Raw genomic sequence first — 16,039 nt, 5'->3', positions numbered from 1 at the left:
AGCGAAGCGATATTTGATTGGATGGCAACCACTGCACTCAAAACGTTAATCGATACGATTATATCAACGTTTCAACGTACTCACAGGTTTGCCCTATGGGTGCTTTTTTGTATAGATTTCTGAAAAATGTTCAAAATCTTACTAGAGTTTTGTCTTCATCTTGAAATTCTTATAACAATGTGATATATTTATAACAGATAAGGTGTGATGTATTTATAACATGGCGAAAGGAAGTGACGAAAATGAAAATGTCGAAGAACTTAAAGATAATCCTTTATATCGCTAGCGTGCTTATTGTTGTATGTTTAGTTTTATTGCTGGGGAATCACCTACCGATTCTAGCAAAAGGTGCTATTATGACGATGTCTTGGCTTCCTACGTATTTGGCTTGTACGATGCTATCGGTCCTCTCAAAATCAACCTATCAAAAGAAAGAGAAAAATATGTTTGGGATTACTGCAAAATTATATACAGTGCTTGTACTTCTCTCGTCTTCGATTTATACTATTGGAGTTTGGCATCTAACTCCTGGTTCTATGATTAAGAATATAATGTTAGGAATTGGATTAAGTGTTCAATTGTTATTAATGTTTTACTTCTTATTTAAGAGAATTAATGAAGAACCCGATGAACGATTTTATAGAAATATTGCAAAGTCCTCTTCCATTTTGTTTACAATAGCAATCTTTATATTATTGGGAATTGCAACCTTGATAGCCGTCTGTAAAGTTTTTGTTTTGAATGCTGGATTTCTTTATATTTTGGTGGCTTTTTTACTCTTATTATTTGCCATTACTTACTTTATCACTGAAAAAAGGGGATGAAATATGGCGAAAGAAAGTAAAATAAAGACTAACTTGAAAGAAGTAAGGGAAGCTTATGGGATGACTCAACAAGATTTAGCAGATCAAGTAGGAATACGGAGAGAAACGATTGTTCACTTAGAAAATAATCGCTACAACCCTTCGTTGGAAATGGCTTTAAAAATAGCACAAGTCTTTAATAAACAAGTGGAAGAACTATTTCGTCTGAAATAAGAGAAGTAAAACAATCCAATTGATTTGTGTATTAGTTTTTTGGAGACTTGTTATTCTGAGAAGAGGTCTTGGTAAGAGGGAGTGTTTTCAAAGGAATTTTCTTGACTTCACCTTAGTTGAAACGCTTTTAAAAATAAGATAATAGTTTATTTTTCAAGCATTTTAACCCAATAATAGAACTTTTTAGGCAGAAATGTTTTTAAAAATGCTAATGTTTCTCTAATATATTCGTTTTTTAGGCCCTGCATATTATGTAGTTATCATACAAAAGCGCTCAGAGTGAATGAGTACATTCATTTGAAAGATGATATTGTTATATACTTCAAACATATTATCAGTAAAGGGTTTTATACGTCTATTAAATATCTCTTGATTTTTGGCCAAAAAACTTCACATAATAATGAATGTATATTTTACAAATTATGCTTTTATATATGATTTAAATTTGTATTTAAACTTAGCAGAGGACATAATAAATTACCTAAAATAACATTAAAATTAAAAATGATTAATTATTACTATTTGGTAACAGACTTCAAAAACCCTTTGTTTGTAGGAATTGTAGGATATATTAAAAATTTAAAAAAGTTTTTAAAAATTGTTGACATATCTCTAGATAGTGTTATAATCTATAGATGTCAGGGAGGTCCTGATACTAAATATATAATAATCCATTAGAGGAGAAACAATTATGAAAAAAGTATTGCTTACATCAGCTGCAGTTCTTGCAGTATTCGCTTCATCAGCAGCAGTTTTCGCTAACGACGGTAACGTTCACACTGGAAACCTTGATAACAAAACTGAAGCAACTGGTGGTGACTTCTTCACAAACAACGAAGGTGGTCTTACTCAAGCTGCTAAAGATGGTCTTAACAACGTTGACGCAGATTCAACTAAACAAAAATTTGAAGATGCTGGTGAACACATCGAACCAAAACGTGATGCTAACGGAAACATCATCAAAGATGAATTTGTAGTTACTGATAAAGCTAACGCTAACAAAGACGCTAAAGAAGAAGCTAAAGCTGTTAAAGCTGCAGAAAAGAAAGCTCCAGCAGCTAAAGCTGAAGCTAAAGCTCTTCCAAACACAGCAGCTGTTAAATAATTAACTGTTATTGCTAAAAAGAATATCACTGGAGCTTAAGCTTCGGTGATATTTTTCTATGGATAAAGAAAAGGATTTGACATTTCATGAGTAATCATAACCGTAAATCTAATGGATCTCGCAATAAACTGATTGCTGGGATTTCTGCCGTAGTAATTGCTGCTTTGGCAATTTTCCTTGGCTTCCAGTTTATGTCTCCAACAGCATCATCCTCTAATGGTGTTAAGAGTGTTTTAACGACTAAAAAAGCAAACACTTATAAAGTTTCAGATGAGGAGAAAGCCTACCTCAAAAATAAATTTGATGGTCTTGAGGCAACAAACCCTGATACTATCGCTTATGTCTATGCACCAGGGACTAAATTGGATGAGCCGGTTGTTCAAACAACGGACAATTCAACCTATTTAGATAAAACATTCGATGGAGGAAACGTTCCATATTTGGGAACTGTCTTCATGGATACAGACAATAAGAAAGATTTCAGCGATCGTTTGACTTGGCTCTTCGGTCATGCTCGAGGAAGTAAGGTTGCTGATAGTCGTATGTTCAACGATGTTAACTACTATAGTGATCAGTCATTCTTTGACAAACACAAATATGTTGTTATTGAGACACCTCAACGTAAGTACTATTACGAAGCACTTGCTATGGTAATTGTGCCTGAAGACACAGCTTTCTATCGTACATCATTTGAAAGCGATAAAGACTTTAAACAACAGTTGGATATTATCTATGATCAAGCAAGTGTTAAAAACAAGGATTTGAAGGTTAGTGCTTCAGATAAATACCTCGTTCTTTCGACTTGTCGTGAGGAAGATGAAACAATTCGTGCTAATCTTTACTTGCGTCAAATTCCAGACTCTGAAATGTCTGATTTTGTAGCTAAACATGGTAAAGATTTGGAATACACACCAACACGCTAATCATTAACAGAACTCTACTTCAGTATGAAGTAGAGTTTTTATCTTGTCTAAGAAAACTGATCTTTTCAATCGTCGTGGAATTGAGATGTAACCGTTTATTAATCTTTTTTATCATCAATGGATAAGTTTTTTTGGTACACTAGAGGTATGAAAAAGGAGAGTATTATGAAACAGAGCCAGGCTAAAAAGCGTGACAATGCGATGACTAATAAGATTTTGATGGGGTTAATTGCTCTTGTCTTAGGTTTGCTTTTTCTTGAGATTTTAATTGTTCATAGTAAGAACGAACAGCAAAAGAATGCCTCGAACCAGGTACAGACAGCACGTATCATGGCTAATGGGGACTTGCTCTATCATGACGGTCTCTATATGAGTGCCCTGCAGGCAGATGGTAGCTATGATTTCACGGAGAATTTTACTTATGTGAAGCCGTGGTTAAAGCAGGCTGATTTGGTTTTGGGTGATTTTGAGGGAACTATCAATCCTGATTATCCTTTGTCAGGCTATCCTCTGTTTAATGCTCCTCAATCAGTGACCGCAGCTATTAAGGATGCTGGCTATGATGTTATGGATTTGGCTCATAATCATATCTTGGATTCTGGTTTAGAGGGAGCTTTTACAACGGCTGATGCTTTTAAAGAGGTGGGCATTGATCCTGTTGGTGTTTATGAAAAGCCGGTGCGTGACAAGGCGCCACTCCTCATCAAGAATGTTAATGGTATCAAGGTTGCAATACTTTCCTATGCTTATGGTTACAATGGCCTAGAGTCGAACTTGACGGATAAAGAGGTTGCAGACCACTTATCGAATTTGGATGAAAAACGTATGAAAGCTGAGATTCAGCGTGCAGAAAAAGAAGCGGATATCACGGTTATCATGCCTCAGATGGGTGTTGAGTATCGTTTGGAACCGACAGATGAACAGGTTAAACTTTATCATAAGATGGTTGATTGGGGTGCCGATATTATCTTTGGAGGTCATCCTCATGTGGTTGAGCCTTCAGAGGTGGTTAAAAAGGATGGGCAGCAAAAACTTATTATTTACTCAATGGGGAATTTTATCTCTAACCAGCGCATAGAGACTATGGATGGTGTGGATAGTGCAGAGTGGACAGAGAGAGGTGTCTTAATGGATGTGACCCTTGAGAAAAAGAATGGTCAAACCACGATTAAGACGGCTCAAGCACATCCGACTTGGGTTAACCGTACGCCTAAAGGAACAACTTCGCCAGAGGGGTATCCTTTGTATACTTACCAAACTTATATTTTAGAGGATTTCATTAAAGGTGGTAAATATAGAAATAAACTAGATGAAGAGACCAAAGAACGTATCGATACTGCCTATAAAGAAATGAATGCCCATGTTAATTTAAAATGGAAATAAAGCTAAGATATCGCCTAAATTTGGCGGTATTTTTTGTTTATCGACAAGTTACCCACAGACTTATCCACACCTGTGGATAAGTCTGTTAACTGTGTTGAATATTGATTTTTCAAGGTTTTAAAAGAAGGAAATTATTTAGGTTGTGAACAAGTTTATCCACAAGTAGTTAGGTCAAAGAGAGGATGTTTTCATAAACGATAATGATTAAATGTTGCTGAAATATTCGTCTTTTTCAAGAAAAAAGAGGCAATTTTCATAAAAAATAGCATTTTTAATCAAAATATGCTAAAATTATACAAAATAAAATGATGGAGGCTTCTCATGAAAGCAATTATTACAGTTGTAGGTAAGGACAAAGCAGGTATTGTTGCGGGTGTTGCGACTAAGGTGGCAGAGCTTGGCTTGAATATTGATGATATTTCTCAAACAGTCCTTGATGAATTCTTTACCATGATGGCGGTTGTATCATCGGAAGGCAAACAAGATTTTACACACCTACGTGCTGAATTGGAAGCCTTTGGTGAGTCATTGAACGTTAAAATCAACATCCAAAGTTCAGCGATTTTTGATGCGATGCACAACTTGTAAGATAGGAGTAGTTTAAAATGGATATTAAACAGGTTACAGAAACCATTGCCATGATTGAGGAACAGAACTTTGATGTTCGTACAATTACCATGGGAATCTCGCTCCTAGACTGTATCGATTCAGATATCGATAAGGCAGCGGAAAAAGTATATAACAAGATTGTATCTAAGGCTAAGGATTTGGTAACTGTTGGCGATGAGATTGCGGCTGAACTTGGTATTCCGATTGTTAATAAACGTGTATCTGTTACTCCGATTTCAATCATCGGTGCGGCAACAGATGCTACAGACTATGTACCTTTTGCGAAGGCGCTTGACCGAGCAGCTAAGGAAATCGGCGTGAACTTTATTGGTGGTTTCTCTGCGCTCGTTCAGAAGGGCTACCAAAAAGGTGATGAAATTCTTATTAATTCTATTCCACGTGCGCTTGCAGAGACTGATTTTGTCTGTTCGTCTGTCAACATTGGTTCAACAAAGACCGGTATTAACATGACAGCAGTACGTGACATGGGACGTATCATCAAAGAGGCTTCTCAGGCAGATCCAATGGGTCCAGGTAAATTGGTTGTCTTTGCCAATGCGGTTGAAGATAATCCATTTATGGCAGGTGCTTTCCACGGTGTTGGTGAGGCTGATGTTGTAATCAATGTTGGGGTTTCAGGTCCTGGTGTTGTGCAACGTGCAGTTGAGAAAGTTCCAGGCGAAAGTTTCGATGTTTTAGCTGAAACAGTTAAGAAGACTGCCTTCAAAATCACACGTGTTGGTCAGTTGGTTGGTCAAATGGCCAGTGAACGTCTTGGTGTCGAGTTCGGTATTGTGGATTTGTCTCTTGCGCCAACACCAGCAGTTGGTGATTCAGTAGCCCGTGTCCTTGAAGCGATGGGTCTTGAAGTTGTTGGTACACATGGTACTACTGCAGCTCTAGCCCTTCTTAATGACCAAGTTAAAAAAGGTGGTATCATGGCATGTAACCAAGTTGGTGGTTTGTCAGGTGCCTTTATTCCAGTTTCTGAAGATGAGGGTATGATTGCGGCTGTTAAATCTGGTCATATCAACCTTGAAAAATTGGAAGCTATGACAGCCATCTGTTCTGTTGGTCTAGACATGATTGCTATTCCTGCTGATACGCCAGATACTACAATCGCGGCCATGATTGCTGATGAAGCGGCTATCGGTGTTATTAACCAGAAAACAACAGCTGTTCGTATTATTCCTTATGGTAAGGAAGGTGACATGCTGGAACTTGGAGGTCTTCTTGGGTATGCACCGGTAATGAAGGTAAACAAAGCTTCATCGGCTGACTTCATTGCGCGTGGTGGTCAAATCCCAGCTCCTGTTCACAGCTTTAAAAACTAAACGGATGATAAATGCTTTGCCAATTGGTAAGGCATTTTCTGATGGTCTCGTTGGCTAGATAGTCGAGGGGATTTGTGCTATAATGAATTCAAAAATGACGGAAAGAAGGGGCACTATGAGTAAGGTTAAGTTGTATATTGCAAGACACGGCAAAACCATGTTTAACACCATTGGTCGTGCACAAGGTTGGTCTGATAGCCCTTTGACCCCATTCGGTGAAGAAGGTATTCGTGAATTGGGGGTAGGTCTGAAAGCAGCAGGTATTCCTTTTAAAGCTGCATATTCTAGTGATTCAGGTCGAACGATTCAAACTATGGATATCATTTTGCGTGAGACGGGTTTAGAAACTATTCCCTATAAACGTGACAAACGTATTCGTGAGTGGTGTTTTGGTAGTTTAGATGGTGGCTATGATGGTGAACTTTTCTACGGTGTGCTACCGAGAACAGATGCTTTTCAAGGTAAGGATTTGCATGAGGTAACTTATCCTGAACTTGCACAAGGTATCCTTGATGTGGATACGGCTGGTTGGGCAGAGTCTTGGGAAGTGCTCAGAAAACGTATTTTAGAAGGGTTTACAGCTATTGCTGAGGATCTTGAGAGGTCTGGTGGTGGTAATGCTATCGTTGTTAGTCACGGTATGACCATTGCAACCTTTGCTTGGTTAATTGATCCTTCTGTCGAGCATCCTTCATTGGACAACGGTTCGGTTACTGTTGTTGCTTATGAAAATGGTAAATTTACATTAGAAGCACTTGGCGATATGACTTATCGTCAGGTTGGGCGAGAGATAATAGAAAAAGAAAATGGTAAAAAATAACTATCCAAGTCGCCGTCAGGCGAAAAAGCAAACCAACTGGTTTTTGGTTATCAGTAGTGTCTTGATTGCAGTCCTTTTAGTTGCAGCAGGACTTTATTCTGTATTTGGTGTCAGTCGTACGGTTCAACAAACCAATGGATCGTCGGTAATGAAAAGTAGTAAGCAAGCTACCGATGCGACTCGAAGCAAGGATGCAAAGGGACTACCTGATGTATCGCCTAAAGACTGGCAATTGCTTTTGGTAAATCGAGATAATAAGTCTAAAGAACTTAACCCTGAGATTGCTGATGTCGATGGTGTTTCTGTAGATGCGAGAATTGCTAAGAATGTTAAGGAGTTTTTAGCAGCTGCTCAAGAAATTGATCCAAGTTATCACTTGATATCCGGTTATCGTAGTGTTGCTTATCAGACAGAACTTTATAACAGTTATGTTCAGCAGGAAATGGCTGCTGACCCAAGTTTGACGGAGTCTCAGGCGGAGAAAAAGGTTCAAACCTATTCACAACCACCAGGAGCGAGTGAACACCAGACGGGTCTTGCGATTGATATGAGTACTGTAGATAGCTTAAATGAAGCAGATCCAGATACAGTAGCTAAAGTTAAAGAGTTGGCGCCGAAATATGGCTTTGTTCTTCGTTTTCCAGATGGTAAAACATCATCAACTGGTGTAGGTTACGAGGATTGGCATTTCCGCTATGTTGGTAAAGAGTCAGCAGAGTATATGGCTGAACATAATCTTACTTTGGAGGAGTATTTGGCATTATTAAAGGAGAAAGCTAAGTGAGACGACGTTTTAAACTAAAAGCCTTCATAACCTTAGTTGCTGTTTTCGCTTTAGGTATTGTCTTACCTTTGATTCTTCATGCCTCTACAGATGATAATGCTCGTTCGGTAAAGGTTGCTTACACGCAGCAAGAGTTTATTGAGACCTTAGCTCCAACAGCTCAAAAGATGTCCAAAAACTATGGTGTGCCAGCGTCAATTCTCCTTAGCCAAGCTGCATATGAGTCGAATTATGGTAGCAGTCTTTTATCTGTTAAATACCATAACATCTACAGTCTGGTAGCTCAGCCGGGTCAAGAACGTATTCGTTTAAAGGATAGTATCTACAGTAAAGGGAAATGGCAATACCAAAAGGTGGATTTTGCAGTTTTTAAGGATTGGTCAAGTTCTATGATGACTTATTTAGAAGAACTTCGCCAAGGAACGTGGGGCGAGTCGACCTATAAAGAGGTGGCAGGAACGACTAGTTATAAAGTTGCGGCAGAAAAACTACAAGCTGCGGGTTTTAGCAGTGATCCAGATTACGCCAAACACCTCATATCTATTATTGAGACCTATCATTTGTCAAAATATGATCGATAAGATTAGAGTACCTCGGAGGTGCTCTTTTTTGCTTCTCTAGGTCTTGAGATGTATTTTTAGCACTCTCTCAAAAAGAGTGCTAATTTTTTGGTTTTTTGGGTTGACATGTTCAAGTTTAGGTGTATAATAGAATCATAAGTTAGCAGTCGGCGTATTAGAGTGCTAACAAATAGAAATGAGGTGACATCGTGATTACGCAAAGGCAAAACACTATTTTGAATTTGATAGTTGAGATGTTCACTCGTACACATGAACCGGTTGGTTCTAAAGCGTTACAAGAATCAATTGATTCGAGTTCAGCGACTATTCGTAATGACATGGCCAAGCTAGAAAAAATGGGCTATCTTGAAAAAGCTCATACTTCTAGTGGGCGTATGCCAAGCCGAGCAGGTTTCCAGTATTTTGTCGCTAATTCTTTGAATCTTGATACGATTGATGAACAAGATGTTTATCAAGTGGTTAAAGCTTTTGACTTTGAAGCTTTTAAACTTGAAGATATCTTGGATGCAGCGGCAAAGCTGCTGGCAGAAATGACAGGATGCACAGCAGTGATTCAAGATGTGGAACCGACACGACAACGTCTGACTGGATTTGACATTGTTCATCTATCCAATCACGACGCTTTAGCGGTTCTTACTCTAGATGAATCTAAGCCTGTGACAGTTCAGTTTGCTATTCCAAAAAATTTCTTGTCTAGTGATTTGGAAATTCTTCATAAGCTTGTTCAAGAACGTTTTTTGGGAAACACTGTCTTAGATATCCATTACCGATTGAGAACTGAGATTCCTCAGATTGTGCAAAAGTATTTCAAGATAACAGATAATGTTCTAGATTTGTTTGATTATATCTTTTCACAACTTTTTAAGGAATTGATTTTCATCGAAGGTAAGGTTGCATCACTGACTTATGCCGACTTAAAAACCTATCAATTTTTGGACAATCCACAACATGTGGCACTTGAGCTTCGATCAGCTATCTCCGATGATGAAGTGACCAAGATTTCGGTTGCAGAATCAACTGAAGAAGCGCTTGAAAATGTCACAGTTATGAGTCATAAATTCCTGATTCCTTATCGTGGGATGGCGCTCATGCATGTGATTGGCCCAGTTGAAATGGATTATCGTCGCATGGTTAGTTTGGTCAATGTTATTAGTAGAGTTTTGGTTATGAAGTTGACGGATTATTACCGTTACCTCAATAGTAACCATTATGAAGTTAGCTAAGATATAACATTTAATAAGTATAGAAAGAGGTGTATGCCTTGACTGAAGATATTAAAAAAGAAGAAGTGAAAGAAGAGGAAGCTACTGAGACAACTGAAGAAGTTGTAGAGGAAGTAAGCGAACCTTCTGAGCTTGAAGAAGCACAAGCGCGTGCCGAAGAATTTGAAAATAAATACCTTCGTGCCCATGCAGAAATGCAAAATATTCAGCGACGTGCCAATGAAGAACGTCAACAATTGCAAAAGTATCGTAGCCAAGATTTGGCAAAAGCGATTTTGCCATCACTTGATAACCTTGAACGTGCTCTTGCAGTTGAGGGCTTGACTGATGATGTCAAAAAAGGCTTGGAAATGGTGCAAGAAAGTTTGGTACATGCTCTTAAAGAGGAAGGGATTGAAGAAATCCAAGCAGATGGTGATTTCGATCATAACTTCCACATGGCGATTCAAACAATGCCTGCAGATGATGAACATCCAGCAGATACGATTGCACAAGTTTTCCAAAAAGGGTATAAACTCCACGAACGCGTCTTACGCCCAGCTATGGTAGTTGTATATAATTAATTGAAAACTTGTCCGAAATGACATAAAACTATGAATGAAAGATAAAAAAGCAAAATAGAAATTAAGTAAAAAGGGGAAAAACATATGTCTAAAATCATTGGTATTGACTTAGGTACAACAAACTCAGCAGTAGCAGTTCTTGAAGGAACTGAATCAAAAATTATCGCAAACCCAGAAGGAAACCGCACAACTCCATCTGTTGTGTCATTCAAAAATGGTGAAATCATCGTTGGTGACGCTGCAAAACGTCAAGCAGTAACAAACCCAGATACCATCATCTCTATCAAATCTAAGATGGGTACTTCTGAAAAAGTTTCTGCAAACGGTAAAGAATACACACCGCAAGAGATTTCAGCTATGATTCTTCAATATTTGAAAGGTTATGCTGAAGATTACCTTGGTGAAAAAGTAACCAAAGCTGTTATTACAGTTCCTGCTTACTTCAACGATGCTCAACGTCAAGCAACTAAAGACGCTGGTAAAATTGCTGGTCTTGAAGTAGAACGTATCGTCAACGAACCAACAGCAGCAGCCCTTGCTTATGGTTTGGATAAGACTGATAAAGAAGAAAAAATCTTGGTATTCGACCTTGGTGGTGGTACATTCGACGTATCTATCCTTGAACTTGGTGATGGTGTCTTTGATGTATTGGCAACTGCAGGGGATAACAAACTCGGTGGTGATGACTTTGACCAAAAAATCATCGACCACATGGTTGAAGAATTCAAGAAAGAAAATGGTATCGACTTGTCAACAGACAAGATGGCTCTTCAACGTTTGAAAGACGCAGCTGAAAAAGCTAAGAAAGACCTTTCTGGTGTCACATCAACACAAATCAGCTTGCCATTCATCACTGCTGGTGAGGCTGGACCTCTTCACTTGGAGATGACATTGACTCGTGCGAAATTCGATGATTTGACTCGTGACCTTGTAGAACGTACTAAAACTCCAGTTCGCCAAGCCCTTTCAGATGCAGGTTTGAGCTTGTCAGATATTGACGAAGTCATCCTTGTCGGTGGTTCAACTCGTATTCCTGCCGTTGTAGAAGCTGTTAAAGCTGAAACTGGTAAAGAACCAAATAAATCAGTTAACCCTGATGAAGTAGTTGCTATGGGTGCTGCTATCCAAGGTGGTGTTATCACTGGTGATGTCAAAGACGTTGTCCTTCTTGATGTAACTCCATTGTCACTTGGTATCGAAACAATGGGTGGAGTGTTCACAAAACTCATCGACCGCAACACTACAATTCCAACATCTAAGTCACAAGTCTTCTCAACTGCAGCAGACAACCAACCAGCCGTTGATATCCACGTTCTTCAAGGGGAACGCCCAATGGCAGCAGATAACAAGACTCTTGGACGTTTCCAATTGACTGATATCCCAGCTGCACCTCGTGGTATCCCACAAATCGAAGTTACTTTCGATATTGATAAGAACGGTATCGTATCTGTTAAAGCTAAAGACCTTGGAACTCAAAAGGAACAAACAATTGTTATCCAATCTAACTCTGGTTTGACAGATGAAGAAATTGAAAAGATGATGAAAGATGCTGAAGCAAATGCTGAAGCAGATGCAAAACGTAAAGAAGAAGTAGATCTTCGTAACGAAGTTGACCAAGCTATCTTTGCAACTGAAAAGACAATCAAAGAAACAGAAGGTAAAGGCTTCGACACAGAACGTGATGCTGCTCAATCAGCCCTTGATGACCTTAAGAAAGCTCAAGAATCAGGCAATCTTGATGACATGAAGGCTAAATTGGAAGCTCTTAACGAAAAAGCTCAAGCTCTTGCAGTTAAACTTTACGAACAAGCTGCAGCAGCACAACAAGCTCAAGCAGGAGCAGAAGGTGCACAAACAGCAGATAATTCAGGCGACGACGTCGTAGACGGAGAGTTTACTGAAAAATAAGATGCAAAGCCCGTTAAAACCTCATAGTGAAAATAGGAGATTCGACGCAGAAACTTTAGTTTCTAGGGAGATTTCTCTTTTTCACCAAGAGGTAAGGTGTGCTCAGTTCGGTAAGGTGTTGAGCTTATCTAGTAAATGATAACAAGAAATCCAGAGGTTGCAAACCAGCCTCTGTTTTTCGCTAAAATAAGTGAAGTGAATATAAGATATAGTTTTACTTCGTATCGTAACAAATATAAAATAGAAAGGAACAAAGAGTGTTCGTCGTTGAACACGGGCTATGGATTAAGCCAAAAAGATAGTTGGTTTCAAGGGACTAGGTGTTCATCTTCAAAACCATTACTTTGGCTTTCTCCATTAGATGCCCTTTGTATCTAAAATTATGAACAATACCGAATATTACGATCGTCTTGGGGTATCTAAGGATGCCTCTCAAGATGAAATTAAACGTGCCTATCGTAAGATGTCTAAGAAATACCACCCAGACATTAATAAAGAACCAGGTGCGGAAGAAAAATATAAAGAGGTCCAAGAGGCCTACGAAACTCTAAGTGATGACCAAAAACGTGCAGCCTATGACCAATACGGACCAGATGGTGCGAATGGTTTTGGTGGTCAAGGAGGCTTTGGAGGCTTCGATGGTGGTGCAGGCTTTGGAGGCTTTGAGGATATTTTCTCTAGCTTCTTTGGTGGTGGTGCTACTCGTAACCCAAATGCTCCACGTCAAGGTGATGACCTTCAGTACCGTGTCAACTTAAGCTTTGAAGAGGCGATTTTTGGTGCCGAAAAAGAAGTGCACTATAATCGTGAAGCGACATGTAAGACATGTTCAGGATCTGGTGCAAAACCTGGAACAAGCCCTGTAACTTGTGGTCGCTGTCATGGTCAAGGGGTTATCAATGTTGATACGCAAACACCACTTGGTATGATGCGTCGTCAGGTAACCTGTGATGTCTGTCATGGAACAGGTCAAGAAATTAAAGAGCCATGTCAAACTTGTCATGGAACAGGTCATGAAAAACAAAGCCACAAAGTATCTGTCAAGATTCCAGCAGGTGTTGAAACAGGTCAACAAATCCGTCTTGCTGGTCAAGGTGAAGCTGGTTTCAATGGAGGTCCCTATGGAGACCTCTTTGTAATCATCAATGTTAATCCAAGCGATAAATTTACGCGTGATGGATCAACAATTTACTATACACTTAATATTTCCTTTGTCCAAGCAGCCCTTGGTGACACTGTCGAAGTACCAACGGTTCACGGAAATGTTGAGATGACCATCCCAGCAGGAACTCAAACAGGCAAAACTTTCCGTCTAAAAGGGAAGGGTGCTCCACGTCTTCGTGGAGGTTCACAAGGAGACCAACACGTTACAGTTAAGATTGTAACTCCTACGAAGCTAAATGATGATCAAAAAGAAGCTCTCCTTGCATTCGCCAAAGCAAGTGGTGATGAAAAAATCGCACCACAGAAAAAAGGTTTCTTCAATAAAGTAAAGGATGCCTTAGAAGATTTATAAAGAAGGGACGCGAAAGGCGTCTTTTTCTTTATGCTAAAAACTGTACGGGGTCAGTTGGCGATTGACCTACTTTTTATCCTTAAAAAAATCTGATATGATAATTCTATGGTTAGATACAAAGCGACAATTTCCTATGATGGTACACTTTTCTCAGGTTTTCAAAGACAACCAAATGCACGTTCCATTCAAGAAGAACTTGAAAAGACTCTCTTACGGTTAAATAGCGGTACACCTGTCACCGTTCATGGAGCGGGTCGTACAGATGCAGGTGTTCATGCCTATGGACAAGTTATCCACTTCGATTTGCCTCAGGAGCGGGATCCAGAGAAGTTACGTTTTGGTTTAGATACGCAATGTCCAGATGATATTGATGTTGTTAGTATCGAACTTGTATCGGAGGAATTCCATGCACGATACAATAAACACAGTAAAACTTATGAGTTTCTAGTAGATGCAGGGCGACCTAAGAACCCCATGATGCGTAATTATGCCACCCACTATCCCTATCCTTTGAGTTTAGCTCCTATGCAGGAGGCTGCTAAGGATTTGGTCGGTACACATGATTTTTCAGGCTTCACAGCTTCAGGAACTTCTGTAGAAAATAAAGTACGCACAATTACCCAGGCTAGTGTATCTATCGATGAGAAAACTGGATTTTATATCTTTACTTTTTCTGGTAATGGTTTTCTCTATAAGCAAGTTAGAAATATGGTTGGCACCTTGTTGAAGATTGGCAATGGTCGCATGCCTGTTTCGCAAGTGAAGACAGTGTTAGAAAGTCGTGACCGTAATCTTGCAGGACCAACGACAGCTGGTAATGGTTTGTATTTAAAGGAGATACGATATGAGTAATGAATTGATTTTAGCGATTTCAGGGAATGATATTTTTAGTGGTGGCGGACTTCATGCAGATTTAGCGACATTTACCACAAATAAACAGCATGGATTTGTGGCTCTTACCTGTCTAACAGCTATGACTGAGAATGGTTTTGAGGTCATTCCGGTTGATACTAATGTTTTTAAACAACAACTTGATTCACTAAAAGATGTCCCCTTCTCAGCAATTAAAATTGGTTTGTTGCCTAACGTTGAAATCGCAGAATTAACGTTGGATTTTGTTAAAAATCATTCTGATATTCCAATTGTCTTGGATCCCGTTTTAGTATGTAAGGAGACTCATGACGTTGAAGTTTCTCAACTACGTGATGAATTGGTTAAATTTTTCCCTTATATCACGGTTATCACTCCAAACTTACCTGAAGTCGAACTGCTTATAGATAGAAAGGTCAAGACTCTTGATGATATGAAGCATGCGGCTAGCTATCTCAATGAATTAGGTGCTAAGACTGTCGTTGTTAAGGGTGGAAACCGCTTGGATGGTACTAAAGCGATAGATGTCTTTTATGATGGGACAGACTACAAATTGTTTGAAGAAGCTGTGCTAGACAAAAATAATACCGGTGCAGGATGTACATTTGCTTCAAGTATAGCTAGTGAATTAGTTAAAGGATGTTCAGAAACTGAAGCTGTGGCAAATGCTAAAGCCTTTGTTTATGAATCAATTAAACAATCAAATGAATTTGGAGTAGTTCAATATGCAAAATAAGAAAACAAAAGAGCTAACATTATTAGCTATCTTAACAGCTTTATCAGTGACCTTTGGATTCGTAGCTAAAATTCCAACTCCAACAGGGCTTTTAACTTTGGTAGATGCAGGAATCTACTTCACAGCTTTTTATCTTGGGAAGAAAGAGGGGGCAATTGTGGGCGGATTGTCTGCTTTTCTGATAGATCTGCTATCATCTGCTCCGCAATGGATGTTTATCAGTTTGTTAATCCATGGTGCACAAGGTTATTTTGCTGGCTTTAAAGGGAACTATCGTATCCTGGGCCTTCTGATTGCAGCAGTTGTGATGGTGGGTGGCTATGCACTTGCTTCAGTATTTATGTATGGAACAGGAGCTTCAATCGCAGAAGTAATTCCTAATTTCTGCCAGAATGCCCTTGGCGTAGTTGTTGGATGGGTATTGTATCAAGGATTCAAAAAAGTTCAATCTAAAAAAGGTTAATAGATTTACTAAAACCCTATTGACAAGTATTGATTTGGGTGTTAAGATATAAAAGTTGTCTTAACAGACTTGCCACAAACTTGAAAAGGTTCCAAAACTTTAAAAAAAGTTATTGACAAGACAAGCTAGAGATGATATTATAAATAAGCTGTTTCGGTTCCAAAACTTTAAAAAAGTTATTGAC

General features: G+C 38.9%; 17 protein-coding genes. All 17 read left to right on the top strand.

What is annotated here, in order from left to right; all coding sequences use genetic code 11:
- The first annotated feature begins 242 nt into the window (after nucleotides 1-242).
- The 17 genes from HMPREF1517_RS06295 to HMPREF1517_RS06215 all read left to right on the top strand — a co-directional run bounded on the left by HMPREF1517_RS06295 (nucleotide 243) and on the right by HMPREF1517_RS06215 (nucleotide 15,855).
- The gene (locus HMPREF1517_RS06295; protein WP_037600245.1) at nucleotides 243-824 is read left to right on the top strand and encodes a hypothetical protein; all 582 of its coding nucleotides are present in this window, start codon (nucleotides 243-245) and stop codon (nucleotides 822-824) included.
- 3 nt (nucleotides 825-827) lie between these two features.
- A complete protein-coding gene (locus tag HMPREF1517_RS06290) occupies nucleotides 828-1,037 on the top strand; it encodes a helix-turn-helix transcriptional regulator (RefSeq protein ID WP_002886384.1) in 210 nt (69 codons plus the stop codon).
- 691 nt (nucleotides 1,038-1,728) lie between these two features.
- Nucleotides 1,729-2,142, top strand: coding sequence for an LPKTxAVK-anchored surface protein (locus HMPREF1517_RS06285; RefSeq protein WP_002889684.1), 414 nt, complete (start codon nucleotides 1,729-1,731; stop codon nucleotides 2,140-2,142).
- Between the two features lie 86 nt (nucleotides 2,143-2,228).
- Nucleotides 2,229-3,065, top strand: a complete 837-nt coding sequence (gene srtB, locus HMPREF1517_RS06280; RefSeq protein ID WP_002889691.1) for a class B sortase, LPKTxAVK-specific — start codon at nucleotides 2,229-2,231, stop codon at nucleotides 3,063-3,065.
- Nucleotides 3,066-3,230: 165 nt separating this feature from the next.
- Entirely contained in the window at nucleotides 3,231-4,448 is a 1,218-nt protein-coding gene (locus tag HMPREF1517_RS06275) for a CapA family protein (RefSeq protein ID WP_037600242.1), read from the top strand.
- Between the two features lie 321 nt (nucleotides 4,449-4,769).
- Nucleotides 4,770-5,036 (top strand): ACT domain-containing protein, encoded by a 267-nt coding sequence (locus tag HMPREF1517_RS06270; RefSeq protein WP_002889695.1) that lies wholly within the window; start codon nucleotides 4,770-4,772, stop codon nucleotides 5,034-5,036.
- Nucleotides 5,037-5,053: 17 nt separating this feature from the next.
- Nucleotides 5,054-6,391, top strand: a complete 1,338-nt coding sequence (locus HMPREF1517_RS06265) for a PFL family protein (RefSeq protein ID WP_002889697.1) — start codon at nucleotides 5,054-5,056, stop codon at nucleotides 6,389-6,391.
- A 115-nt stretch (nucleotides 6,392-6,506) separates the two neighbouring features.
- Nucleotides 6,507-7,211 carry a histidine phosphatase family protein gene (locus HMPREF1517_RS06260; RefSeq protein WP_037600240.1) on the top strand — a complete coding sequence of 235 codons (705 nt, stop codon included), beginning with the start codon at nucleotides 6,507-6,509 and terminating at the stop codon, nucleotides 7,209-7,211.
- On the top strand, nucleotides 7,198-7,995 hold the full coding sequence (locus HMPREF1517_RS06255; protein ID WP_002889700.1) for a M15 family metallopeptidase: 798 nt from the start codon (nucleotides 7,198-7,200) through the stop codon (nucleotides 7,993-7,995). Before HMPREF1517_RS06260 ends, HMPREF1517_RS06255 begins: the two co-directional genes overlap by 14 nt.
- Entirely contained in the window at nucleotides 7,992-8,576 is a 585-nt protein-coding gene (locus tag HMPREF1517_RS06250; protein ID WP_037600237.1) for a glycoside hydrolase family 73 protein, read from the top strand. The genes HMPREF1517_RS06255 and HMPREF1517_RS06250 overlap by 4 nt, the downstream gene beginning before the upstream one ends.
- A gap of 188 nt (nucleotides 8,577-8,764) precedes the next feature.
- Nucleotides 8,765-9,799 (top strand): heat-inducible transcriptional repressor HrcA, encoded by a 1,035-nt coding sequence (gene hrcA / locus HMPREF1517_RS06245; protein ID WP_004182170.1) that lies wholly within the window; start codon nucleotides 8,765-8,767, stop codon nucleotides 9,797-9,799.
- Between the two features lie 38 nt (nucleotides 9,800-9,837).
- On the top strand, nucleotides 9,838-10,362 hold the full coding sequence (grpE, locus tag HMPREF1517_RS06240) for a nucleotide exchange factor GrpE (RefSeq protein WP_037600248.1): 525 nt from the start codon (nucleotides 9,838-9,840) through the stop codon (nucleotides 10,360-10,362).
- Nucleotides 10,363-10,446: 84 nt separating this feature from the next.
- Complete coding sequence (gene dnaK / locus HMPREF1517_RS06235) at nucleotides 10,447-12,270, top strand: molecular chaperone DnaK (protein WP_002886397.1); 1,824 nt, start codon at nucleotides 10,447-10,449, stop codon at nucleotides 12,268-12,270.
- A gap of 382 nt (nucleotides 12,271-12,652) precedes the next feature.
- Nucleotides 12,653-13,786: a molecular chaperone DnaJ gene (gene dnaJ / locus HMPREF1517_RS06230; protein WP_037600228.1), complete on the top strand. Its 1,134-nt coding sequence runs from the start codon at nucleotides 12,653-12,655 to the stop codon at nucleotides 13,784-13,786.
- 105 nt (nucleotides 13,787-13,891) lie between these two features.
- The gene (gene truA, locus HMPREF1517_RS06225) at nucleotides 13,892-14,638 is read left to right on the top strand and encodes a tRNA pseudouridine(38-40) synthase TruA (protein WP_037600225.1); all 747 of its coding nucleotides are present in this window, start codon (nucleotides 13,892-13,894) and stop codon (nucleotides 14,636-14,638) included.
- Nucleotides 14,631-15,392 (top strand): bifunctional hydroxymethylpyrimidine kinase/phosphomethylpyrimidine kinase, encoded by a 762-nt coding sequence (locus HMPREF1517_RS06220; RefSeq protein WP_037600223.1) that lies wholly within the window; start codon nucleotides 14,631-14,633, stop codon nucleotides 15,390-15,392. The genes truA and HMPREF1517_RS06220 overlap by 8 nt, the downstream gene beginning before the upstream one ends.
- Nucleotides 15,382-15,855, top strand: a complete 474-nt coding sequence (locus HMPREF1517_RS06215) for an ECF transporter S component (protein ID WP_037600219.1) — start codon at nucleotides 15,382-15,384, stop codon at nucleotides 15,853-15,855. Before HMPREF1517_RS06220 ends, HMPREF1517_RS06215 begins: the two co-directional genes overlap by 11 nt.
- Nucleotides 15,856-16,039: the final 184 nt, after the last annotated feature.

It is taken from the genome of Streptococcus sp. ACS2, from assembly GCF_000525585.1.
Lineage (GTDB): Bacteria > Bacillota > Bacilli > Lactobacillales > Streptococcaceae > Streptococcus.
The sequence above is the reverse complement of the archived record's forward strand: the minus strand, read 5'-3'. Positions and strand labels throughout refer to the sequence as shown.

Excerpts from the sequence above, each read along its gene's own strand:
- HMPREF1517_RS06270 (WP_002889695.1), top strand. The coding sequence starts at position 4,770 with ATGAAAGCAATTATTACAGTTGTAGGTAAGGACAAAGCAGGTATTGTT.
- HMPREF1517_RS06265 (WP_002889697.1), top strand. The coding sequence starts at position 5,054 with ATGGATATTAAACAGGTTACAGAAACCATTGCCATGATTGAGGAACAG.
- HMPREF1517_RS06220 (WP_037600223.1), top strand. The coding sequence starts at position 14,631 with ATGAGTAATGAATTGATTTTAGCGATTTCAGGGAATGATATTTTTAGT.
- HMPREF1517_RS06215 (WP_037600219.1), top strand. The coding sequence starts at position 15,382 with ATGCAAAATAAGAAAACAAAAGAGCTAACATTATTAGCTATCTTAACA.
- srtB (WP_002889691.1), top strand. The coding sequence starts at position 2,229 with ATGAGTAATCATAACCGTAAATCTAATGGATCTCGCAATAAACTGATT.
- HMPREF1517_RS06255 (WP_002889700.1), top strand. The coding sequence starts at position 7,198 with ATGGTAAAAAATAACTATCCAAGTCGCCGTCAGGCGAAAAAGCAAACC.
- HMPREF1517_RS06290 (WP_002886384.1), top strand. The coding sequence starts at position 828 with ATGGCGAAAGAAAGTAAAATAAAGACTAACTTGAAAGAAGTAAGGGAA.
- HMPREF1517_RS06275 (WP_037600242.1), top strand. The coding sequence starts at position 3,231 with ATGAAACAGAGCCAGGCTAAAAAGCGTGACAATGCGATGACTAATAAG.
- dnaJ (WP_037600228.1), top strand. The coding sequence starts at position 12,653 with ATGAACAATACCGAATATTACGATCGTCTTGGGGTATCTAAGGATGCC.
- HMPREF1517_RS06295 (WP_037600245.1), top strand. The coding sequence starts at position 243 with ATGAAAATGTCGAAGAACTTAAAGATAATCCTTTATATCGCTAGCGTG.
- dnaK (WP_002886397.1), top strand. The coding sequence starts at position 10,447 with ATGTCTAAAATCATTGGTATTGACTTAGGTACAACAAACTCAGCAGTA.
- HMPREF1517_RS06285 (WP_002889684.1), top strand. The coding sequence starts at position 1,729 with ATGAAAAAAGTATTGCTTACATCAGCTGCAGTTCTTGCAGTATTCGCT.
- truA (WP_037600225.1), top strand. The coding sequence starts at position 13,892 with ATGGTTAGATACAAAGCGACAATTTCCTATGATGGTACACTTTTCTCA.
- HMPREF1517_RS06260 (WP_037600240.1), top strand. The coding sequence starts at position 6,507 with ATGAGTAAGGTTAAGTTGTATATTGCAAGACACGGCAAAACCATGTTT.